The sequence below is a fragment of the Actinoplanes sichuanensis genome, assembly GCF_033097365.1.
Classification (GTDB): Bacteria; Actinomycetota; Actinomycetes; order Mycobacteriales; family Micromonosporaceae; genus Actinoplanes; species Actinoplanes sichuanensis.
In genome coordinates this window covers 9,139,463-9,161,359 of sequence record NZ_AP028461.1, presented here as the reverse complement: position 1 = coordinate 9,161,359, position 21,897 = coordinate 9,139,463, and the positions used below count along the sequence as shown (strand labels likewise).

The window sequence follows — 21,897 nt, the reverse complement described above, 5'->3', positions numbered from 1 at the left end:
CGGCGCGTTACGTTGAACGTCTGTGCTCCGCCGGGCGGAGCGGGGAGTGCTGAGGGCCAAATAAGGAGTGCCGTGCCGAGTGACACCAGGACGACCCGTCTGGTCATCGTCGAGTCCCCGTCGAAGGCCAAGACGATCGCCGGTTACCTGGGCCCCGACTATCTGGTCGAGGCCTCCGTCGGCCATATCCGCGATCTGCCGCGTAACGCCGACGAGGTCCCCGAGGAGTTCAAGGGCCAGCCGTGGGCACGGCTCGGCGTCGACGTCGACAACGGCTTCCACGCCCTCTATGTGATCTCCGAGAGTCGCAAACAGCAGGTGGCCAAGCTGAAGCGGCTCGCCAAGGAGGTCGACGAGATCTTCCTCGCCACCGATGAGGACCGCGAGGGCGAGGCCATCGCGTGGCACCTGATCGAGACGATCAAGCCCAAGGTCCCGTTCAAGCGGATGGTCTTCCACGAGATCACCAAGCCGGCCATCCAGGCCGCGGTGGCCAACCCCCGTGACATCGACAGGTCTCTGGTGGATGCCCAGGAGGCGCGCCGCATCCTGGACCGGCTGTACGGCTACGAGGTCAGCCCGGTCCTGTGGAAGAAGGTGATGCGCGGCCTGTCCGCGGGTCGCGTGCAGTCGGTCGCCACCCGGATCGTCGTCGAGCGCGAGCGCCAGCGGATGGCGTTCCGCTCCGCCGAGTACTGGGACATCCTGGCCCACCTGGCCGTCCAGGGGCAGGTCGAGGGCCCGCGTGCGTTCAACGCCACGCTGATCGCGCTGAACGGTGACCGGATCGCCACCGGCAAGGACTTCGAGCCCACCACCGGGCAGCTCAAGGCCGGTTCCACCGCGGTGCAGCTGGACGGTGACGGCGCCCGCGGGCTGGCCGCCCGTCTGGAGAACAGGCCGTTCCAGGTCACCCGGGTCGAGGAGAAGCCGTACCGTCGTCGGCCGTACGCGCCGTTCATCACCTCCACGCTCCAGCAGGAGGCGGCCCGCAAGATGCGGTACTCCTCGCAGCAGACGATGCGCACCGCGCAGAGCCTGTACGAGAAGGGCTACATCACCTACATGCGTACGGACTCGGTGAACCTCTCCGAGACCGCGGTGGCCGCCGCCCGCCGGCAGATCGCCGAGCTGTACGGGCCGAGTAACGTGCCGCCGCAGCCGCGCAAGTACACCACCAAGGCCAAGGGCGCCCAGGAGGCGCACGAGGCGATCCGCCCGGCCGGGGACAACTTCCGCACCCCGGGCGAGGTGGCGAACGAGCTGAGCAGCGACGAGTTCCGGCTCTACGAGCTGATCTGGCGCCGGACCATCGCCTCGCAGATGACCGACGCGGTCGGTAACTCGATCAGTGTCCGGATCCGCGCGACCACCGCCGGCGGTGAGGAGGCCGACTTCGCCGCCTCCGGCAAGACGATCACCGACCCGGGCTTCCTGCGGGCCTATGTGGAGTCCTCGGACGACGAGAACGCCGAGTCCGACGACGCCGAGCGCCGCCTGCCGAACCTGGTGAAGGACCAGCCGCTGACCGCCGACCAGCTGAACGCGACCGGTCACAACACCACGCCCCCGGCCCGGTACACCGAGGCGTCGCTGGTGAAGGCGCTGGAGGAGCTCGGCATCGGCCGCCCCTCCACGTACTCGTCGATCATGCAGACCATTCAGGACCGCGGCTACGTGGAGAAACGTGGCCAGGCGATGATCCCGTCGTTCCTGGCGTTCGCGGTGATCGGCCTGCTGGAGGGCCACTACCCGCGGCTGGTGGACTACAACTTCACCGCGGCGATGGAGGGCCAGCTCGACGACATCGCGGCCGGTGACGGCACTCAGCTCGCCTTCCTGTCGTCCTTCTACTTCGGCAGCCAGGAGGCCGGGGCGGACGACGACATCGCCAAGGCGGGCGGCCTGAAGAAGATGGTCACCGAGAACCTCAGCGCGATCGACGCCCGCGAGGTCAACTCGATCCCGCTCTTCGTCGACCAGGAAAATCGCCGGGTCGTCGTACGGGTCGGCAAGTTCGGCCCCTACCTGCAGCGTAAGGCGGTCGACGGCGGCGAGGACGCGCCCGAGGACAAGGCGTCGCTCCCGGAGGGGGTGGCTCCCGACGAGCTGACCCCGGAACGGGTCGAGGAGCTGTTCCTGGCCGGCAACGGCGACCGGGTCCTCGGTGACGATCCCGCCACCGGCGACGAGGTCACCGTCAAGTCGGGCCGCTTCGGGCCGTACGTGTCGGCCGGTGAGCGCAAGTCGTCACTGTTCAAGAGCCAGTCGCCGCAGACGCTCACCCTGGAGCAGGCGCTCGACCTGCTGAAGCTGCCTCGGATCGTCGGCAAGGACGCCGAGGGCAACGAGATCGTGGCCCGGAACGGCAAGTTCGGGCCGTACATCTCCCGGGAGAAGGACTCGCGGTCCCTCGGCAGCGAGGACCAGCTGCTCACGATCACCCTGGAGGAGGCGCTGGCTCTGCTGGCGCAGCCGAAGACCCGCCAGGCCCGGACCGCGAAGCCGCCGCTGCGTGAGCTCGGTCCCGACCCGGTCAGCGATAAACCGCTGGTGATCAAGGAGGGCCGGTTCGGGGCCTACGTCACCGACGGGGAGTTCAACGCGACGCTGCGGCGCGACCAGAAGCCGGAGGAGATCACTCTGGCCGAGGCGTCCCAGATGATCGCCGACAAGCGCGCCAAGGGTCCGGTGGTGAAGAAGACCGCCGCGAAGAAGGCCCCGGCCAAGAAGGCGGCCCCGAAGGCCGACGGCGAGGCGACCCCGGCCAAGAAGGCACCCGCCAAGCGGGCTGCCCCGGCCAAGAAGACGACCGCCGCCAAGAAGGCCGCCCCGGCCAAGAAGGCGGCCCCGCGTAAGGCGGCGACCGCCGCCGAGTGATCATGCTCGGGAGCTGAGCCTGGTTGCTCAGCTCCCGAGAACCCGCTTCAGGTAGTCGTTGGTGAATACCCGGTTCGGGTCCAGGCGGTCCCGCACGGCCAGGAAGTCGTCGAAACGGGGGTACGCCGCCCGCAGTGACTCGGCATCCCGGTAGTGCAGCTTCCCCCAGTGCGGCCGGCCGCCCAGAGCCGTGCAGACCTCCTCGACGGCCCGGAAGTACGGCTCGTACGGGGCGCCCCGGTACTGGTGCACGGCGATGTAGGCGGACTCCCGGCCGTACCCGTGCGACAGCCAGATGTCATCCGGCCCGGTGAACCGCACCTCGACGGGGAACTGCACCTTGAACGGGAGCCTGGCGAAGATCTTCGCGAGCTCGTCGAGAACCTCGGGGAGGGCGGCGCGCGGTACCTCGTACTCCATCTCGGTGAATTTGACCTTGCGGGGTGAGCAGAAGACCTCGTCGGATCGGCCGGTGTAGGTGCGGGCGCTGAGTGCGCGGGCCGAGATCGCGTTGAACGCCGGAACCGTCGCCGGCATGCGCCGCCCGAGCGCGCAGACGCCCTGCCAGACGGTGTTGGAGAGGAAGTCGTCGTCGAGCCAGCCGCGGAAGCGCCCGAGCGGCTGATCGTCGGTGGGCACCTTCCGGTTGCGTTTGAGCTGCGCCCGATCGGTGTACGGATACCAGAAGAACTCGACGTGGTCGTTCTCCGGGATCCACTCGTCGAGACCGGCCAGCACATCGGTGAGCAGCATCGGCCGCTCGTCGGCGAGCAGGGTGAACGCCGGCACGCAGCGCAGCGTCACCTCGGCGATCACACCGAGCGCGCCGAGCCCGACCCGGACGGCCGGGAACTCGGGCGAGCCGGCGGTGTAGCGCTCGACGGTGCCGGACGCGGTCACCATGGTCAGCGCCTCGACGCAGGAGGCGATCGTGGAGTACGCGATCCCGGTGCCGTGCGTGCCGGTGGAGATCGCCCCGGCGATGGTCTGCGCGTCGATGTCACCGAGGTTGGGCATGGCCAGCCCGTGTTCGGCCAGGATCGTGTTCAGTGTGGACAGGGTCATCCCGCCCTGGACGGTGACCAGCTCGCCGTCGACGGCGACCAACCCGGCCATCCGGTGCACGAACATCCGCTGGTCGTCGGCGACCGCGATGGAGGTGAACGAGTGCCCGCTGCCGACGACCTTGATCCGCCGGCCGCTTTCCGCGGCCTGCTTCACTTGGGTGGCGACCTCGTCGATGCTGCCGGGGGTCAGCACCTCGGCGATCGACTCCTGATTGCGGCCCCAGTTGGTCCACCGGCGGGCGTTAACGGGTGTAGTCATTCCGGCCTTTGTCCTCCGTCCGAGCGGACACCGTCACCCGGCGTCCCGTCGATGCGCCTCGCTCGTTGATCCGAGTAACGTTCTTCTTAATACTGCTGAGAGGGAGTGGCGACGCGTGTCGACACCAACCGTCAGCACCGGACCGCTGAGGCGGGTTCCGGTGCAGGGCAGAAGCGTTGCCCGGGTGCAGCGCATGCTCGACGCATGCGCTGAACTGGTGGACGAGGTCGGTTATGAGGGGTTGACCACGACGCTGCTCGCCGAGCGCGCCGAGGTCGCCATCGGCTCGGTCTACCAGTTCTTCCCGGACAAGCGGGCCATCGTCCAGGCGCTTGCGCTGCGCAACATGGACGCCTATCTCCAGAGCCTGTCCGATCGTTTCGCCAGCGAGATCTTCACCCATTGGTGGGATGCGGTCGATGCGGCGATCGACGCCTACATCCACATGCATCGCAGTGTGCCCGGGTTTCGGACGCTGCATTTCGGCGACGTCGTCGATCTGCATCTGCTGGATTCCGACCGGGACAACAACGCGGTCATCGCCGAGCGTCTGGCCGAGCTGCTGATCGAGCAGTTCAAGCTGGCCGATCGGGGCCGTCTGCGGTTCGCGCTGCAGATCTCGGTCGAGGCGGCGGACGCGCTGATCAAACTGGCGTTCCGCCGTGACACCGGCGGTGACGAGTCGGTTCTCACCGAGGCGAAGGCGCTGATAAGGGAGTACCTGCACCGCCACGTCTCCGCCTGAGACCCGCTCACCCCAGGAAGGCACGGCCTTCTCCTCGGTACGTGAGGGCCGGCGCGCTCGTCTCGCCGTCGACCAGCTGCAGCTCGTTGACGTGCTCACAGAGCTCGCCGGCCTTGGCATGCCGGAACCACACGCGGTCGCCGGGGCGCAGGTCTTCGGCGGCGGCGCCCAGCAGCGGGGTCTGCACCTCGCCGGCGCCCTCGTCGGCCTTGAACCTCAGCCCCTCGGGCAGCCACGGGACGGGCAGCCGGGACGCCTCGGGTGTGCCGGAGGCGATCCAGCCGCCGCCCAGCACGGTGGCGATCCGCGGCGCCGGGCGGCGCACCACCGACAGCGCGAAGTAGGCCGCCGGGGTGGGTCGCCAGCTGCGGTAGGAGTCGAAGAGCGTGGGCCCGTAGAGGCCGGAGCCCGCGGTCACCTCGGTGACGGCCGGGTCGGCGCTGGTGGCGGAGACGCTGCCGGTGCCGCCACCGTTCACGAATTCCAGGTCGGCGTGCTCGCGGACGGCCCGGACCGCCGCGGCGCGCCGGGCGCGCAGCTCGGGGAAGGCACGGCTCTGCATCAGGCGGATGGCCCGACCGCGCAGGGCCTGGCCGGGCGGGTCGTCACCGACACCGGCGATATGCGCCTCGTAACACATCACTCCGACCAGCCGGAAGCCGTCCCGCTCGGCGATCTTGCGGGCCAAGGCGCCCGCTTGTGCGGCCGAATGGACCGGCGAGCGGCGCACCCCGATGTGCAACGGCCCGGCCGGCCGCCAGGACGCATCAAGATCAATACATAGGCGTACGGCCGGACGCGCGCCCGGAGCGGTCACTCGATCCACCACGTCCAGATGTGACGGATGGTCCACCATGAGAGTGATCGCGGCGGCCAGTTCCGGATGGTTGGTCAGCTCGCGCAGCCCGGCTCGATCGACAGTGGGGTACGCCACCAGCACGTCGTCGGTCACGCCGGAGCGCACCAGCCAGATCGCCTCGGGCAGGGTGAACGCCATCACCCCATGCCAGCCGGGACGGGCCAGGACGCGTTCCAGCAGGGTCCGGCAGCGCACCGACTTGCTCGCCACCCGGATCGGTTTACCGCCCGCGCGCGCGGTCAGGCGCTCCGCGTTGTCGTCGAAGGCCGCCAGATCCACCACGGCGACCGGAGTCTCCAGGTGGCCGGTGGCCTTGTCGAGTCGCTGTCGCAGGCTGATGCGGTCAGTGAGCACGCCAGCACGGTATCCCGTGATCGGGTAACGCGAAAGACATTCATCTCTGCTCCACCCGATCGTGGTTGCCCCCAACCCGTGGGAGTGGCCGGTTACAGTGCTCCGAGCACTGACCACGGGAGGTAGGGCCATCAACACGGACACGCAGCAGGACCCGGGGCCCGCCGACCTCAGCGGTCTGGCGGCGCTGCGCTCGGTTCTGCGCCTGCGCGGTTTTCGCCGGCTGTGGCTGGTGCTGGCGGCCGCCTCCTTCGGCGACTGGATCGGCCTGCTCGCCACCGCCCTCTTCGCCTCGGCCCAGTTCGAGAACACGGCGGCCCAGGGCGCGGCGTTCGGCGTCACCATCGCCGTGCGCCTGCTGCCGGCCCTGCTCCTCGGCCCGATCGCCGGTGTCTTCGCGGACCGGTTCGACCGCCGTTACACCATGGTCACGGTCGACCTGCTGCGGTTCGTCATCTATGGGTCGATCCCGCTCGCCCCGGTGTTCGGCGCCACCTCGACACAGACCGCGGCCTGGGCGACCTTCGCCACCCTGCTCGGGGAGACGATCACGCTGATCTGGATCCCGGCCAAGGAGGCCGCGGTCCCCAACCTGATCCCCAAATCCCAGATCGAGGTCTCCAACCAGCTGACCCTGATCACGACGTACGGGTTCACGCCGATCCTCGCCGCGCTGTCGCTCGCCGCGCTCTCCGCCGGTCTACAGCAGTCCGGCGCCTCCCTGCCGGACTGGGCCCAGCCGGTGTCGATCGCCCTCTACATCAACGCCCTCTCCCGGCTCGCCACCGCGATAGTGGTCTTCTTCGGCATCCGGGAGATCGGTGGCAAGAGCCCCGAGCGGGAGAAGGCCGCCGAGCAGAGCATGACCCGCCAGTTCCTCGAGGGGTGGAAGTTCATCGGCACCACCCCACTGGTCCGGGGCCTGGTGCTGGGCATCTTCGGCGCCTTCGCCGCGGGTGGTGTGGTGATCGGCGCCGCCCGTACCTTCGCCTATTCGTTGGGCGCCGGCGAAGCCGCGTTCTCCCTGCTCTTCGGTTTCATCTTCATGGGCCTGGCGCTCGGCATCGGCCTCGGCCCGATGATCGTCAAGGACTTGTCCCGGCGGCGCTGGTTCGGCATGAGCATCGTGCTGGCCAGCGGCTCGGTGATGTTCCTCGGCCTCGCGTTCCACCTGTCCATCGCCCTGTTCGGTGCGCTGATGGTGGGTGCCGGCGCGGGCATGGCCTTCCTGGCCGGTACGACGATGCTCTACGGCGAGATCGAGGACGCCATCCGCGGCCGGGTCTTCGCGGTCGTGCAGATCGGCGTCCGGACCGTGCTGCTGCTCGCCATCACGCTCGCCGGCCTCCTGGTCGGCCTGGGCAGTTCCCGCCGTATCGAGTTCGGCGCCTTCCACATCGACATCTCCTCCACCCGGGTCCTCCTCCTGGTGGCGGGGGCCATCGGCATCTGGGTGGGCATCGGCTCGTTCCGCCAGATGGACGACAAGCCGGGTGTGCCGGTCTTCGCCGACCTGATCGGTTCCCTGCGCGGGCGCCCGCTCTCCCCGCCCGAGGAGTTCGCCCGCTCCGGCGTCTTCGTGGTCTTCGAGGGTGGTGAGGGCGCCGGCAAGTCGACGCAGGTCACCCGGCTCGCCGAGGCACTCAAGGCGGACGGGCGCGACGTGGTGGTCACCCGTGAACCGGGCGCGACCGACATCGGCGCCCGGATCCGGGGCCTGGTGCTCGACCGGGACAAGACCGAGGCGCCGTCCGCGCGGGCCGAGGCGCTGCTCTACGCCGCGGACCGGGCGCACCACGTCGCCACGGTGGTCCGGCCGGCCCTGGCCCGGGGTGCCGTGGTGATCAGTGACCGGTATGTCGACTCCTCGCTGGCCTATCAGGGCGCCGGGCGTACCCTGCCGGTCCAGGAGGTCTCCTGGCTGTCCGCGTGGGCCACCGGCGGCCTCAAACCAGATCTGGTCGTCCTGCTCGACGTGGACCCGGGCGTCGGGCTCACCCGGGTGGACACTCGGGGCGAAGGCGCCGACCGGCTGGAGAGCGAGTCCCGGGCCTTCCACGAGCGGGTCCGGTACGCGTTCCTCGACCTGGCCGCCTCCGACCCCAAGCGCTACCTGGTGCTCGACGCCGCCCGGCCGGTCGACGAGATCGCCGAGGCGGTCCAGGAGCGGCTGTCAGGGGTGCTGGAACCCGCCTAGGCGTACCGCTGCGGCCATCGCGGCCATCCCGGCGTCGTTGGGGTGCAGATGGTCGCCGCTGTCGTAGGCGGCGGCCAGGCGCAGCGGGTCGGCGGAGTCGCGGACCGCGGCGTCGAAATCGATCACCTCGTCGTACTCGCCCGAGGTCCGGATCCAGCGGTTCAGGGCGGCCCGCTTCCGCTCGTTCTCCGGTGTGTAGAACCCGAGGGTGTCGCCCTTGAACGGCAGGATCGTCGCGCCATGGGTACGTAGACCGGCCTGCCTGGCCCGGGCGATCAACTGGCGGTGCCCGGCGATCAGGTCGTCCGCGGTGACCACCTCGCTCAGCGGGGCGACGGTGCCCGGATGTCCGAGATCGTTCACCCCGAGCAGCACCACCAGATGCGCGGCGCCGGGCTGGGCCGACACGTCCCGGTCGAAACGGCGCAGGGCGCTCTGGGCGAAGTACGCCGCGAACGCCTCGGCCGGGTCGCCCGCGGGCGGGTTCGGGTCGTGCAGCAGCCGGTTGCCGGAGACGCCCACGTTCGCCACGCCCAGGTTGATCCGGGCCGTCCGGAACCGGGCGGCCAGCAGGTCCGGCCAGCGGTGGTCGGCGTTCGTCTCGGTGTTGGCGCCGTTGGTGATCGAGTCGCCGAGCGTGACGACCGTGCCGCCGCGGCTGCGCACGCTCACCCCGGACAGGAACAGGTACTGCGTGATCGTGCTGGTCGGGGTGATCCGGGCGGCCCCGGTCACGTTGCCGACGGCGATCGCGTTCTCCTGGAAGGCGAAGGCGGCCAGCGTGGTGACCGGGGTGCGGTCCGGCAGCCAGAGGCTGATCACCAGGTCGGCGCCGGGCGGTACGGCCAGGCCGACCGGGTCGCTGATCAGGGGCGCTCCGGCGGGAACGGTGGCCGAGCGGTGCCCACTGAAGGTGACCCGCCGATCGGTTCCGGGCCGGGCGTCGGTGCTCGACCCGCTGCCGGCCCGGATCGCCACGTGCACCTCGCCGACGTGCAGCGGGGTGGCGCCGAACTCGTTGGTCAGGCGGATCCGGAGCTGATCGCCGCCGATGCTGGTGTGCACCACCTGCCGTACCGTCTGGCCGGCGAGTTCCAGTGGTGGGCCGGGCGGGATCGTGGTCGGCGCGGCCGCCCACGTCGCGGTCCAGCCGTCGTCGCGGCCGCTCGCGCCGGCCGGTTCGGGAAAGGTGGCGGCGGTGATCGCCGCACCGGAGGCCAGGGCCAGGATCTCGCGTCGAGTCGACATCTTCACTCCGAAACTTTTCTTCACTCCGAAACTTTCGGAAACCGGGCAGTCGAGTGCCCGTAACGTAAATCGACGTTCTTCCACAGTCAACCATTGACCGACGTCGGTGTGTGTGCCTAGCGTTGCGCCCTGACACCGAAACAACTCCGAAACTTTCGGGAGAGTTGGATGGCTACCCGACGTAACGTCCTGGCTGTCGTGGCGCTGGCGCTGGCGACCGCCGTGAGCAGCGCCGCACCGGCCGTCGCCGGATCGGACAACGACACCCTACGAGCCGCGGCCCGCGGCAGCGGCGTGCGAATCGGCACCGCCGTCGACATGAACGCGCTCGCGAACGACGCCGAATACCGGGCCCTCGTGGCCGCCCAGTTCGACTCGGTGACCGCCGAGAACGTGATGAAGTGGGAAGCGATCGAACCCCAGCAGGGGCAGTACGACTGGGCTCCCGCCGACCGCCTCGTCGACTTCGCCAAGGCCAACGGGCAGGTCGTCCGCGGGCACACGCTGGTCTGGCACAACCAGAACCCGTCCTGGCTCACCGAGGACGCCTTCACCCCGGCGCAGCTCCGGCAGATCCTGCGCGACCACATCAAGACCCAGGTCCGCCACTTCAAGGGCAAGGTCTACCAGTGGGACGTGGTGAACGAGGTCTTCAACGAGGACGGCACGCTGCGCGACACGATCTGGCTGCGCAACCTCGGTCCCGGCTACATCGCCGACGCGTTCCGCTGGGCGCACGAGGCCGACCCCAAGGCCAAGCTGTACCTCAACGACTACAACAACGAGGGGATCAACGCGAAGAGCGACGCCTACTATGCGCTGACCAAGCAGCTGCGGTCACAGGGCGTGCCGATCCACGGGTACGGCATGCAGGGTCACCTCGGCGTGCAGTACGGCTTCCCGGGCAGCGTCTTCGACAACGTGCGGCGCTTCGACGCACTCGGGGTGCAGACCGCGTTCACCGAAGTCGACGTGCGGATGATCCTGCCCGTCGACGCGACCAAAGAGCAAGCCCAGGGGTACGGGTTCAGCACCCTCCTGCAAGCGTGCCTGCTCGCCCGGCACTGCGTGTCCTACACCGTCTGGGGATTCACCGACAGGTACTCGTGGGTGCCCGGTGTGTTCGACGGGCAGGGGTCGGCCACCCCGTACACCGAGGCGCTTGAACCGAAGCCCGCTCGTGAGGCGATCTTCCACACCTTCCAGCTGGCTCGCTGACCGCCTGGTCGTCTTTCCGCTGACCGCGTCGTGGTCGCGCCGGCCCGTCCGCCGGCGCGGCCACGACGCCCTTTCGTCGGGTCTCACCCTTTCCAGAGGGTGACCATGATCGCCTTCGTCGGGTCTCACCCTCTCCAGAGGGTGACCATCATCGCTTCCAGGGCGACCTGTGGCTTGACGTTCTTGTCGATCGCCTCACGGCAGGTCAGCACCGCCTCCAGGCGGCGCAGAGTGCTTTCCGGCGACCACTTCTCGGCGGCCGCCGACGACACCGTCGCCAGGTCGCCGTGCACCACCGGCACCGGCGCTCGCATCGAGGTGACCAGCACATCCCGGTAGAAGCCGATCAGATCCTGAAGAGCACGGTCTAGGGCGTCCCGCTGGGCCCGGGTGGCCCGCAACTTCTGATTGCGCTCCAGCTCCTTCAACTGGCCGGCCGCACCCCGCATCGCGCCCGTCGCGCCCCGGCCGGTGCCACCCGCACCCAGCGCCCGCTCCAGCGCCGCCCGCTCGTTGACATCCAGCTCGGCCACCGCGTTGGCCGCCTCGGTCTTCGTCGCCGCCTCCAGCTTGGCCGCCACGTCGAAACAGGCGCCGATGCTGGTCAGCCGGCGGGGAACGGACAACACCTCCTCGCGGCGGCCGCGAGCCTCCGGGTCGGCGGCCAGCTGGCGGGCCCGCTCCACATCACCCTGCGAAGCCGCCGCAGCCCAGCCCGCCTGCTCCGGCGCGACGCCGAACCGCTGCACCAGGAAGTCGGCCACCGCGGCCGACGGCGGCTGCCGCAGCGACACCAGACGGCACCGGGACCGGATCGTCACCAGGATGTCGTCCGGATGCACCGACGGCGTGCAGAGCAGGAAGACCGTCCGTGGTGACGGCTCCTCGATCGCCTTGAGCAACGCGTTGCTGGCCCGCTCGTGCAGCCGGTCGGCCGCCTCGATGATCACCACCTGCCAGCGGCCGCCGGTCGGTGCGCTCGCCGATCGCAGCACCACCCCACGCGTCTCCTCGGTCTTGATGGTCAGACCCTCGGTCGTCACCACCTGGACGTCGGCGTGGGTGCCGGCCAGCGTGGTGTGGCAGCCGTGGCACTCGCCGCACCCGACCCCGTCACGCTGACACTGGAGCGCCGCGGCGAACACGCGGGCGGCGACCGTGCGGCGCGACCCCGGTGGGCCGGTGAAGATCCACGCGTGGGTCATGCCACCACCGGCGGCCGGCTCGCCGGCCACGATCCGCGCGGCGGCCGCGGCGGCCCGGCGCAGGGTCTCGACCGGCTCGTCCTGACCCACCAGCTCGGAGAAGACGTCATGCGGAGTCACCCGACGATGGTATTGCGAGCCTCCGACAGAAACCGCCACCGGTTAGTGTTGATCACTAAAGGTAGTCGTCTTGTCGGCCATCCGTGACTCTCTGTGGTGCTGTCGGAAGTTATCCACAGGGGACGGATGGGCCGTAGCGGGACGGTCGCCGGAGCGGGTACGGTCTCCATCCGGAACGCGACGGCGACATGACGCGCGGTGAGGAGCCATGGATGGCCCGCGAGATCGACGAGGCGTGGATCGACGAGGCGATCGACCGATATCGGCACATCGAAGACCTGCGTGCCGACTTCGACAAGGCGGTCGCCACCCACACCGTGTCGGTGCACTCTCCGGACCAGTCGATCGAGGTGGTCGTGACCGCCGCGGGAGACATCGTGGACGTTCGCGTGCACGGATCACTGCAACATCGTCAGCCGTCCGAGTTCGCCCGTGAGATTCGTACCGTGGTCACCAGCGCGGCCAAGGCCGCCCGCTGGGCCAGGGAGAAACTGCACGGTGAGGTGTTCGGATCGTTCCGCGCCCTGGAGGAGCACTGAAGTGGACCGACTCGCCGACCAGATCGACCATGCCGCCGCGGCGCTGGCCATCATGGACCGTCGGGTGCCAGAGCTGCTGCCAGGCGCCGCCGACTTCGCCGCCGACGACGCCGGACGCCCGGGCCGGATCGGCCGTGCCCTCTACGCCGGATGGTCCGCGGCACTTGCCGCCCGCGCTCGGGAGGCCGCCGACGCCTCGTCGAAACTGACCGAAATAGCAGGCTCGGTCCGTTCCGGCGCCGACGCCTACACCGAAACCGACGACCTGGTCCAGCGCCGCTTCCAGAGAGGTCTCTGATGCCCAACCCGGGCACCCGAATCTCCGAGCGGCCCCGCCTCGACCGCCACCCCGAAAGGCCGGCGACGACCGAGGCCGGCGCCATGCGAACCGCGTTGTCCGGCCGTCTCACCCCCAAGCCCACCGTGCCCGGCGTGCGGCCTGTCATGCCCGGCCATCGCGTCTTTCGGCCCTTGGTGGCCGGCGGTCGCGCCCTTCGGCCGGCGGTGAGCCGGTGCCGAGCCGACACCGCTGTGCGACGAGCTGATGTGCTCGGCGTGCTGGGAATGCGGCGAGGCTGCTGATGGATCGACTTGATGAACTTCTCAATGTTGCCGGTGACCTGCTCGAACGGGTCGACACTGTGCTCTCCGAGGTCGGCGCGCCGGGCGGACACGACGTCTGGCGGGAGCTACGTCGGGTGCGGCTCCTTCCGGGAGACGCGGCCCGTGCGGTAGCCGCCCTGCACCCGACGGCCATCCTCGACGCGGTACCCGAGCTCCGCGCCGACGCCCGCGTCTACGCGGACCTCGCCGACGCTCTGCCCCTCGCGAGCGGCTGGACCGGTGAGGCCGCCGAAGCCTACGAGACGGCCCGCCGCACCGCCGCCGAACACCTCAACGGCGGCCCCGACAGCCTCGGCCACCGGATGTCGGCGACCGCCGATCTGGCCGACTCGCTCACCGGTTGGATGCTCCGCACCCGGGCCGGGGTGGCCGCGGTCCTGGCCGGGGCGATGCTCTCCACCGAGGCGATCGTCCTGACCGCCGGCGACCACCCACCATCCGACCAGGCAGACGCGGCAGCAGCGATCGGAGCCCGCCTGCTCCGAGCCGCCGCCGACGCCTACGACGAGGCCGAAGACCTACTGACCGGCTCTGCCGACCTGCAGACACCCTTGTCCGTCTGACCGACCACGGTCCGGCATTCCAGCGGTCGGTGCTGTTTCGGTGCCCTCTGCGGGGAGAGGCAGGCGGCGGCAGAGGCGCGCGGGGGTCGAGCGCACACCTCTGCCGCCTGGCTCCTTCTTCCCGCTCCTCAGCTCGATGTGCCCATGCGGTCCAATGTGGCCTTCAGGGGTCGCCGTGCCGAGATCATGAGCGCCGCCGGCGACGGGAGGTCAGATACACGGCTGCGGCCCCGACGCCGATCATGGCCACACCGGCGATCAGTAGGGACACCACTCGGGGACCGGTGATCGGGAGAGCCGCGCCGCGTAGACCCGCGCCGGGACCGGCCAGACTCTGTCCAGGTGTGCCGTTCTGTCCAGGTGTGCCGCTTTGCCCGGAAGTGCCCGAGGCGCCAACCCCGCCCAGCGCCGCGTCCTGGCTGGATCCGCTTCCAGCGTCAGGAGAAAGGCTCTGGCCGTCCGAGCTTCCATCACCGGATCCGATGCCCGGGCCGGAGACATCTCCGTCGCCGCGCGCGAATCCCTGGCCGGGGGTGTTTCCCGCGCCGGTCGTGGTGGCCTGGCCGGGGGTGTTTCCCGCGCCGGTCGTGGTGGCGTTTCCCTGGCCGGGTGTTGAACCTCGGCCCGATGCGTTTCCCTGGCCGGGCTTGAAAGTCTGGCCGGAGATGTTTCCGGGGCGGGCCGCATCGCCCCAGCCGGCGGTGGCGCCCCGACCGGACTTGCTGCTGTAGCCCTTGCCCGCGGGACTCGCCTGGGCCGGCTTGTCGCCGGCGGACGAGGAACGGCCGGACGTTCTGCCGTTCGGGGCTACGGCGGCGGCGGCGAGCATTCCGATGCCCAGATCGGCGACCACACCGGACGGTCGGTCCGCGGCCGAGGCGGCACCGTTGTCCACATTGCGCGTCAACGTCACCCGGATCGCCGTGGCGCGGGCCGCGACGGCGTTGTTCTTGCTCGCCTGGCGTACCTCGCCGAGGGCGATTCGCAGCGTCGAGCCGGGCTTGACGTCCGGCGAAGGAGTGGTTTCCGTCCGGGCGAGCACCGGCAGGCCGGAAACCTGGGGCAGCGGCGGGTCCCCGATCGGGTCGAGACGCGACGGAAGCGACTCTAGCGACCGCGACTCCTCACTCAGGGTGATCGCAATGTGGTCACCGGCAGTGCTGAGGCGGTTCTTCTTGCCGTCCCTGCCGACGACTTCGACGACCGGGGGCCGGTACTCGACCCGGCTCTGGCCGGTCGCGGTCATGCTGGCCCGCAGTTCCGGGGCTCGGAGCACGCGGATCCGGACCTCGTTGTCGACCAGGCTGATCCGTCCGGCGGTGATGGTCGAGGAGCCGACCGACTGCGGGACGCCGCCACGGAGCCGCAGGGCCGTACCGCTGCGGCTGGTGATCTTCTCCGGCACCCGGACCAGTGATGCGCTGCCGCCTCCGGCGATCGTCACTCGGCTGATCTCGGCCGATGCCGACGAGGTGTCACCCGCTGCTTTTCCGCAGGCCATGCCGTGGGCCCACACCGCGCGGGCGCTCAGGTTGCCGGCACCGACCTGCATCGGGCCGAATTTCTTCGATGCGGTACGTCGGGTGTCCGCCTTCGGTTTGACCGGTGGCGCCTTCTGGATGGCGATGTCGCCCCGTTCCTTAGAGCCGGCGACCTTGCCGTCGAGGGTCCGGGCGGCGCCGGCCGAGGTCACCGGCCCGTCCGCGATCACCACGGTGCGGGCGTCACCGAGCCCGACACCACCGAGTGCCGAGTCGGGTTTGCCGCCCTGCTGCTGGGCTGCTCCGCCCGTACCGGATGAGCGGTTTGTCGGTTTGTCGCTCGACGGAAGGTGGAGCCGGTCTATGCGGAGAAACTCGGCCGAGGATTGGGCGGCATAGCGCTGTGGCCGTTCACAGGTCCGGGGTGCTGCCGGGGCCGCCGGTAAGGCGGCAGCCGTTCGCGAAATCGGCCCCACGGGGACCGCCCTGGAGGTCCGCGAAGTCGGTCCCGCGGGAGCCGTCGTGAAGATCGGCGTGGCCGACGGTGGGACGAAAGCGCCGAAAGGTGCCACCGCGAACGCCGGCGAAGGGGCGATCACCACCCCCGCCAACCCGAGCGCTACGACATTGGCGGCCACCGAGCGAGCGCGAGTCATGGCTGTCCTTTCGAGGCGTAGACGTCTACGGGACTGGCCAACGAGGGTCGATTCGTCCGGTTGCGCGGCATCTATGCGACAACCCTCGCGGGTAGTTCAAATCCGGCATTTGGTACGGCTTGCCAATCGTCGTAGGGTTGATCGCATGGGCATGCTGTGCGCGGTCAGTTTCAACCGGTACGGCCGCCTCTACTACCTCGATCCCGCCGGTTTCACCCCGGCTGTCGGCGACCGCGTGCTGGTGCCGACCGATGACGGTCCCGAGGTGGCGGAGTGCGTCTGGGCGCCGCAATGGGTCGACGAGGAAACCGACGGGTTCCCCAAGGTCGTCGGGATCGCCGACGACCAGGACCTGCGCCGCGACGAGACGCTGCGGAAACGCAAGGCCGAGGCCAAGGTCGCCGCAAAGAAACTGATCAAGGCGCACGACCTGCCGATGAAGGTCGTCGCCGTCGATCATGTGCTGGACGCGCCGGGCAACGGCGGCGCCCGCACCACGATCTACTTCACCGCGCCGCACCGTGTCGACTTCCGATCACTGGTCCGCGACCTGGGCGCGACCCTGCACTGTCGGGTCGAGCTACGCCAGCTCTCCGCCCGCGACTCGGCGAGAGTCCAGGGCGGTATCGGCTCGTGCGGGCGGGATCTTTGCTGTGCGACGTTCCTGACCGATTTCGAGCCGGTCACCATCCGGATGGCGAAGGATCAGGACCTGCCGCTCAACCCGCTGCGCATCTCCGGCGCGTGCGGCCGCCTGATGTGCTGCCTCAAGTACGAGCACCCGCTCTACCAGCAGTTCCAAGCGTCGGCCCCGGCCATCGGCACACGCGTGACGACTCCGGAGGGTGACGGTCGGGTCGTGGCGCACAGTGTTCCGAAGGACTCGGTGGTGGTCCGGATGGACGCCGACGGGTCCCGCTGTTCCTGCAGCCGGGCGTCGGTGTGCGCGCCCCGCCAGGCCCACGACGCGCACTACAACGCGGGCGACTAGGAGATCGTGATCGGCGGTTCGATCCGGTGCACGGTGAGCGGTGTCCTCGGGCGTAGCCACGAGGCGTGCGGGTCGCCCTCCGGATCGGCCTCCCAGTCCTTGCAGATCCGCTGGACACCGAGCGGGTGGATGGTCAGGTCGCCGTCGGCGCTGATGTGCAGGCGCAGGAAACTCTTCGCGTGCTCGATGCCCTGTCCGGCGTACAACTCGTTGAGGTTGACGTCGAAACGTGCCGCGATCAGCAGATACACCGCCAGGAGCTGGGTGGACACGATGGCGATCAAGGGGCTGTAGCCGACCGCCGCGATGGCCAGCGGCCCCGGCCACTGCCAGTTGCGGAACGGGAACTGCTCCCACACCCAGGTGCCGCCGACCGCGAGCCCGATCTGACTCAGGCCGTGCGCCGCGCCGAGGACCCAGTGGCGTGCGTGTCCGTCCGGCTTCGCGAACAGGACCGTACCCGCCATGATCAGAAACAGCATCAGAACCAGCGGGATGCTGAACAGCCGCTGGATGTTGCCGCCCTGACTGACCGCGCCGGCCATGGCCAGCATGGTGAGGGTGTGGATGATGCCGAGCATGGTGGCGAACCCGGCGTTGCGATGCGGCACCCGGTGAAAGACACCGAAGCCCAACCGCCACGACGATTTCGGGTCGGGGAAGGTCGCCTTCCGTTCGTAGCGCCGGCTGCGACTCCTGCTGCGGGCCAGCGTCTCCTTCGGCGGCACCATCAGGTGATCCGGCAGGTTCTGGGTGCCGAGCGTGTACGCCCCACCCCCACCACAGGTGATCAGCTCCCGGTCCTCGCCGGAGTAGCGGGCATAGTGGTGCAGGTCCCCGGAGACCAGCACCCGGACCTGGGCCTGCGTGGGCGCGAGGATGGTCCGGATGAAGTAGTCGACGGCGTCGTACGCGTCCGGATCCTGCCGGGCTTTGACCCAGGTCGGTGACGGCGTCATCAGGATGACCCGGTCCTCCGGCCCGACGTGCTCGGCGGCCCGCTCGAAGTAGAGCAGCTGCGGATCGTCGATGTACGCCCCGAACTGCTCGTCCACCGCGAACAGCCACCAGTTCCCGGGCAGTTTGACCGCGAAGTACGACCGTCGCTGCTCAGTCCGCCAGCCGCCGATGTGCCCGTCCTTGCGCCGTGCGAAGAGCCGCAGGAACGCGGTCAGCCCGTCATACCAGTCGTGGTTGCCGGGCAGGGCGAACAGGGTGGGCCGCGGTGCTCCGGCCGGCGCCTCGGGCAGGGCCGCGCGGTACGGCCCCTTCATCCGGTTCTCGTAGCCGTCCCCGCTGGCCAGCGGATACACCTGGTCGCCGCCCATCAGGAGCAGCCGCCCGCGGGGCAACCGATCGCCGTCGACCTCGAGTTCCTCCTGGGCCAGCAGGTAGGCGACCGAGTAGGTGGCGTTGAACCCGTCCCCGAGGTCGGCCACGTAATCGAGCCACAGTTCGCCGGTGGCGGTCGCGGAATGGTCGAAGACGTCCCCGTCGAGCGCGTTCTGCAGTTCTCGCTTGTCGAGGTAGGCCCCGAACAGGATGTGCAGCAGCGTCCGCAGCCCGGTGCTGAGCAGTAGTAGCGGCGCGAGCCAGCCGATCGGTCCCTTCCGGGTGAACCCGAGTTCCTGCGGGTCAAGGCTCCGTGGCCGATTCGGCACACTGGTTTCGGACTCGGCGAGACGCTGTCGGGGAACGATGGTCACCGAACGATCCTCCCCGGTGAGGGCGTGTCCGTCTATGCAGTACACTTGGCAATCGTTGCCGCCTTAGCTCAGTCGGCTAGAGCGACGCACTCGTAATGCGTAGGTCGACGGTTCGATTCCGTCAGGCGGCTCAGATAACGACCCTGACCAGCAAGTTTGCTGGTCAGGGTCGTTTGCGTTGAGCGCATGCCGCCGGAGCCTGGCCGGGCGTGGCTGCGGGCTTCGTGGCCGAAACATGCCCCCTCCGCTCCGGTTCGGTCTCCCGCGTGCGGTCGACGGCCGCGTCTGGTTTGGCGAGCTGCAGCGCCGGCCCTACCACCACCGGAATGCACCGGCAACCGCGTTCTCCGTAGCTGAACAGTCGCGATGGCATTTTCACCGAGGAATCAGCGGCGCCGTGCACGTGCTATCTGAAGGGCCTCTGAACAGCGGGTTCACCGTCAACGGCAGGCTCACGTCGTATTCCGGTCGGCCCCCAATAGCGCACCGGATCAACAGCCGACGAAGTGGAAAGGATCGATGATCGCTGATAGCATCCTGCCGTCACATGATTTTTGATCATTCTTTTCGACTACGGGGGAATTCAATGTCGAGAAGTGTGCACAGACTCCCACGTCTGTGGATGCTGGTCGCCGCCTCGATTGCGGTGACCGTCACGGGCGGTGTCGCCCTCCCGGCCGAGGCGATCGCCGCGCCGCCGGTGTTCGCGCAAGTCGCCGCCGATCCGACCGACATCGATGAGAAATACGCTGCGGCCGCCGTTCTCGCCTGGGTGCCGCGCGAGGAGGTCACCCTCTCCGATCGTGACTTCGCCTCGGTGCTCTGGGAGAAGGCCTCGGAGAAGCACAATTCCCAGGTGAAGGCGGCCGCGCTGGCCGCCTTCAGCGACGCGACCGACGCCGAGGCCGCCTCCGCGGACTTCATCCGGACCGGCATCTTCGCGGCGAACGACCGCGACGTGGCGCTGAAGGCCCGCAAGGCCCAGCTCGACACGATCCGGCTGCGTGCGGCTCAGGAGATCAACTGGGTGCCGGCGAACAACACCGAGCGGTCCACCATGCTGGACCAGACGTTGCAGAACTACCTGTTGGCGTTCTGGCGTAAGGCGGCGACCTGGCCGGAGGTCAAGGCGGCGGCCGAGCCGCTGACCGTGGCCGACGCCACCGATGAGCAGCGCCTCGACTTCCTGGAGCACGCTCTCTTCGACAAGGCCGAGACCGACCGGCAGAACGAGATCGCCAACGGCAACGCCGAGGAGGTGGCCGCGCGGCAGGCGGCGGCGCTGCGCTCGGCGAAGGAGAAGGCGATCGCCACCGCGTTGAAGCGGTCGGCCACGCCGTACGAGCTGGACGACCTCGAGATGCGCGAGCTGATCCACCTGTTCGCGACCGACAGCACCGGGCGCAAGGTCAAGGCCGAGGCGACGATCACGTACGCGAATCCGTCCGAAGAGGCCTGGGTCGCCTACATCTTCACCGGGGTCCACCTGGCCAACAAGGTCGACCTGGACGAACGTGACCTGGCCGAGGCGCGGGCCAACGAGGTCAAGGTGCGCGACATCATGTACGCGGCCGAGGCCGACGGGTACAAGCCCACGGTGGTCGCGGCGTCCAAGAAGGCCCTCGAGGGTGTGGCTCTCGACCGCAGCCTGTTCCTGCTCGGCGGGTACGACACCGCCCGCGAGGCCGACTACATCCGGCCGTCGGCCGGCAAGTTCGTCATGCTCCAGGCGGCCGGCTTCAACGGCTGCGCCGGTAACCTCACCGAGTTCCGGGTGTCCGCGACCGAGAACCCGTCCCGGGTCGATCCGTGCAACGACAATCTCCGGGGGCAGCGCTGGGAGCTTGTGCCGGACGCCACCGCAGGCCGGTACAAGTTGCGGAACGGAGGGTCGTGCCTGCTCCCGGAGCGGGCCAAGATCCAGCAGGACGGCGCGCCGATCGTGCTTTCCGGCTGCAGCCAGACCACGGGCGCCTACATCTGGGAGCTGCTCGACGGTGGCCAGGGCAACGTGGAGATCCGCAATGTCACCAGCAACAAGGTGATCACCGCGGTGCCGGGTTCGGTGGCCGGCGCGCTGGCCATGGTGCAGAACCCCAACGGGCACCTGGCCTCCCAGCAGTGGCGGCTGATCGACCCGTCCCGCCAGGCCGCCGCGAGTGCGGCGCCGACGGGGTCGTTCCGGATCAAGGGTGCCCGATCGGGTCGCTGTGTCCGGCCGGCGGGTGCGCTGGACAAGCCGGGTGAGGGCGCTCTCAAGTTGGGCGCGAGGATGGAGTTGCGGGACTGCGGGAGCGGCACCGAGCAGATCTGGGATGTGACTGCGGTCTCCGGCGCCCGATTCAGGCTGCAGAACCGTGCCTCCCAGCTGTGTCTCGCGTACGGCGCCCCGGACCTGCAGGAATACTTCGTGGCCCAGAACGGCTGCGAGTGGTCCGGCTGGACCGTCATGTTCAACTCGTCCGGCGGTGGCTACCTGAGGACCCTGTCCGGTGGCAGTTACCTGGGAGTTCGTGATGCCGGCACCGCCAACGGCGCGATTTTGACCATCGCGGATTATGCCGTCACCACGGACCAGCGGTGGATCCTGGAGCCGGTCTCGGAGGGGGCGACGCAGCCGCAGCAGATCTGGGCCTCGACGGGCAAGCCGCACGCTAGCTTCGCCGGCACCGCCGTCACCTTCGTGCCGCAGTGCACGTCGACCAAGGCCTACTTCGCCTTCGAAAATGGGACGACGGCGCCAAAGGGGATGCGGGCGCACACGGCGAACTCGATCAAGAACCTGGTGCGAGCGGACGTGGCGAACTTCACCCCCATCCCCGCCGAACAGTCCTGGCAGTTCTGCGCCCACGCGATTCTGTCGAACACCACGCTGGACATCACCATGAAGAGCATCCAGGCGAATGCCTGGGCCCGCGAGGTGACCAATCCGAGCGCGGGGCTGGCCGCCGATCAGGCCAGCGCGGCCAATGCCGGACGTTTCATCCTGCACACCCGCTCCGCCAGGAACAGCGAGGGTACCTACGTGGGCGTTCTGCAGTCCAAGACCAACGGCAAGTACGCGGTCCCGGACACGGCCGCCACCGGAACCCTGAACCGGGCCATCCGGTTCACGAGCGCGACGCAGACGGTCGCGGCGGAGTTCAACGCGGTCACCTGGCAATAACGGCACCCGTCGGAAAGGC

General features: G+C 69.3%; 15 protein-coding genes and 1 tRNA gene. 10 read left to right on the top strand and 6 right to left on the bottom strand.

The window, feature by feature from the left end; translation table 11 throughout:
- The first annotated feature begins 72 nt into the window (after positions 1 to 72).
- Positions 73 to 2,880 carry a type I DNA topoisomerase gene (gene topA, locus Q0Z83_RS42095; RefSeq protein WP_317789020.1) on the top strand — a complete coding sequence of 936 codons (2,808 nt, stop codon included), beginning with the start codon at positions 73 to 75 and terminating at the stop codon, positions 2,878 to 2,880.
- Between the two features lie 27 nt (positions 2,881 to 2,907).
- Here the strand turns inward: topA and Q0Z83_RS42090 are convergent, their stop codons facing one another.
- Positions 2,908 to 4,206 carry a D-arabinono-1,4-lactone oxidase gene (locus Q0Z83_RS42090; RefSeq protein ID WP_317789019.1) on the bottom strand — a complete coding sequence of 433 codons (1,299 nt, stop codon included), beginning with the start codon at positions 4,204 to 4,206 and terminating at the stop codon, positions 2,908 to 2,910.
- Between the two features lie 115 nt (positions 4,207 to 4,321).
- Between Q0Z83_RS42090 and Q0Z83_RS42085 the strand changes: the two genes are divergently transcribed.
- Positions 4,322 to 4,951, top strand: a complete 630-nt coding sequence (locus tag Q0Z83_RS42085; RefSeq protein ID WP_317789018.1) for a TetR family transcriptional regulator — start codon at positions 4,322 to 4,324, stop codon at positions 4,949 to 4,951.
- A gap of 7 nt (positions 4,952 to 4,958) precedes the next feature.
- Here the strand turns inward: Q0Z83_RS42085 and Q0Z83_RS42080 are convergent, their stop codons facing one another.
- Entirely contained in the window at positions 4,959 to 6,164 is a 1,206-nt protein-coding gene (locus Q0Z83_RS42080) for an amino acid deaminase/aldolase (protein ID WP_317789017.1), read from the bottom strand.
- Between the two features lie 97 nt (positions 6,165 to 6,261).
- On the opposite strand from Q0Z83_RS42080, the gene tmk reads away from it, so the two are divergent.
- Positions 6,262 to 8,361, top strand: coding sequence for a dTMP kinase (gene tmk / locus Q0Z83_RS42075; RefSeq protein ID WP_378079321.1), 2,100 nt, complete (start codon positions 6,262 to 6,264; stop codon positions 8,359 to 8,361).
- Here tmk and Q0Z83_RS42070 read toward each other — a convergent pair.
- Positions 8,338 to 9,609 carry an SGNH/GDSL hydrolase family protein gene (locus tag Q0Z83_RS42070; RefSeq protein ID WP_317789016.1) on the bottom strand — a complete coding sequence of 424 codons (1,272 nt, stop codon included), beginning with the start codon at positions 9,607 to 9,609 and terminating at the stop codon, positions 8,338 to 8,340. The two genes, tmk and Q0Z83_RS42070, sit on opposite strands and share 24 nt — an antisense overlap.
- Positions 9,610 to 9,777: 168 nt before the next feature.
- Here Q0Z83_RS42070 and Q0Z83_RS42065 point away from each other — a divergent pair, with 168 nt between their 5' ends.
- Positions 9,778 to 10,827 carry an endo-1,4-beta-xylanase gene (locus Q0Z83_RS42065; RefSeq protein WP_317789015.1) on the top strand — a complete coding sequence of 350 codons (1,050 nt, stop codon included), beginning with the start codon at positions 9,778 to 9,780 and terminating at the stop codon, positions 10,825 to 10,827.
- Between the two features lie 125 nt (positions 10,828 to 10,952).
- On the opposite strand, the gene Q0Z83_RS42060 is transcribed toward Q0Z83_RS42065, so the two are convergent.
- Positions 10,953 to 12,152, bottom strand: a complete 1,200-nt coding sequence (locus tag Q0Z83_RS42060; protein WP_317789014.1) for a DNA polymerase III subunit delta' — start codon at positions 12,150 to 12,152, stop codon at positions 10,953 to 10,955.
- A gap of 212 nt (positions 12,153 to 12,364) precedes the next feature.
- Here Q0Z83_RS42060 and Q0Z83_RS42055 point away from each other — a divergent pair, with 212 nt between their 5' ends.
- The 3 genes from Q0Z83_RS42055 to Q0Z83_RS42045 all read left to right on the top strand — a co-directional run bounded on the left by Q0Z83_RS42055 (position 12,365) and on the right by Q0Z83_RS42045 (position 13,878).
- Positions 12,365 to 12,691: a YbaB/EbfC family nucleoid-associated protein gene (locus Q0Z83_RS42055; RefSeq protein WP_317789012.1), complete on the top strand. Its 327-nt coding sequence runs from the start codon at positions 12,365 to 12,367 to the stop codon at positions 12,689 to 12,691.
- 1 nt (position 12,692) lies between these two features.
- Positions 12,693 to 12,989, top strand: a complete 297-nt coding sequence (locus Q0Z83_RS42050; protein WP_317789011.1) for a hypothetical protein — start codon at positions 12,693 to 12,695, stop codon at positions 12,987 to 12,989.
- Between the two features lie 283 nt (positions 12,990 to 13,272).
- Positions 13,273 to 13,878, top strand: a complete 606-nt coding sequence (locus Q0Z83_RS42045; protein WP_317789010.1) for a hypothetical protein — start codon at positions 13,273 to 13,275, stop codon at positions 13,876 to 13,878.
- Positions 13,879 to 14,062: 184 nt separating this feature from the next.
- Here the strand turns inward: Q0Z83_RS42045 and Q0Z83_RS42040 are convergent, their stop codons facing one another.
- A complete protein-coding gene (locus Q0Z83_RS42040) occupies positions 14,063 to 15,592 on the bottom strand; it encodes a hypothetical protein (RefSeq protein ID WP_317789009.1) in 1,530 nt (509 codons plus the stop codon).
- A gap of 568 nt (positions 15,593 to 16,160) precedes the next feature.
- Here Q0Z83_RS42040 and Q0Z83_RS42035 point away from each other — a divergent pair.
- Positions 16,161 to 17,006 carry a PSP1 domain-containing protein gene (locus Q0Z83_RS42035; protein ID WP_317789007.1) on the top strand — a complete coding sequence of 282 codons (846 nt, stop codon included), beginning with the start codon at positions 16,161 to 16,163 and terminating at the stop codon, positions 17,004 to 17,006.
- Here the strand turns inward: Q0Z83_RS42035 and Q0Z83_RS42030 are convergent.
- Positions 17,003 to 18,712, bottom strand: coding sequence for a metallophosphoesterase (locus Q0Z83_RS42030; RefSeq protein ID WP_317789006.1), 1,710 nt, complete (start codon positions 18,710 to 18,712; stop codon positions 17,003 to 17,005). The genes Q0Z83_RS42035 and Q0Z83_RS42030 overlap by 4 nt on opposite strands.
- A gap of 57 nt (positions 18,713 to 18,769) precedes the next feature.
- Between Q0Z83_RS42030 and Q0Z83_RS42025 the strand changes: the two genes are divergently transcribed.
- Positions 18,770 to 18,843: transfer RNA gene (locus Q0Z83_RS42025), tRNA-Thr, on the top strand.
- A 467-nt stretch (positions 18,844 to 19,310) separates the two neighbouring features.
- On the top strand, positions 19,311 to 21,878 hold the full coding sequence (locus Q0Z83_RS42020; protein ID WP_317789004.1) for an RICIN domain-containing protein: 2,568 nt from the start codon (positions 19,311 to 19,313) through the stop codon (positions 21,876 to 21,878).
- Positions 21,879 to 21,897 lie beyond the last annotated feature (19 nt).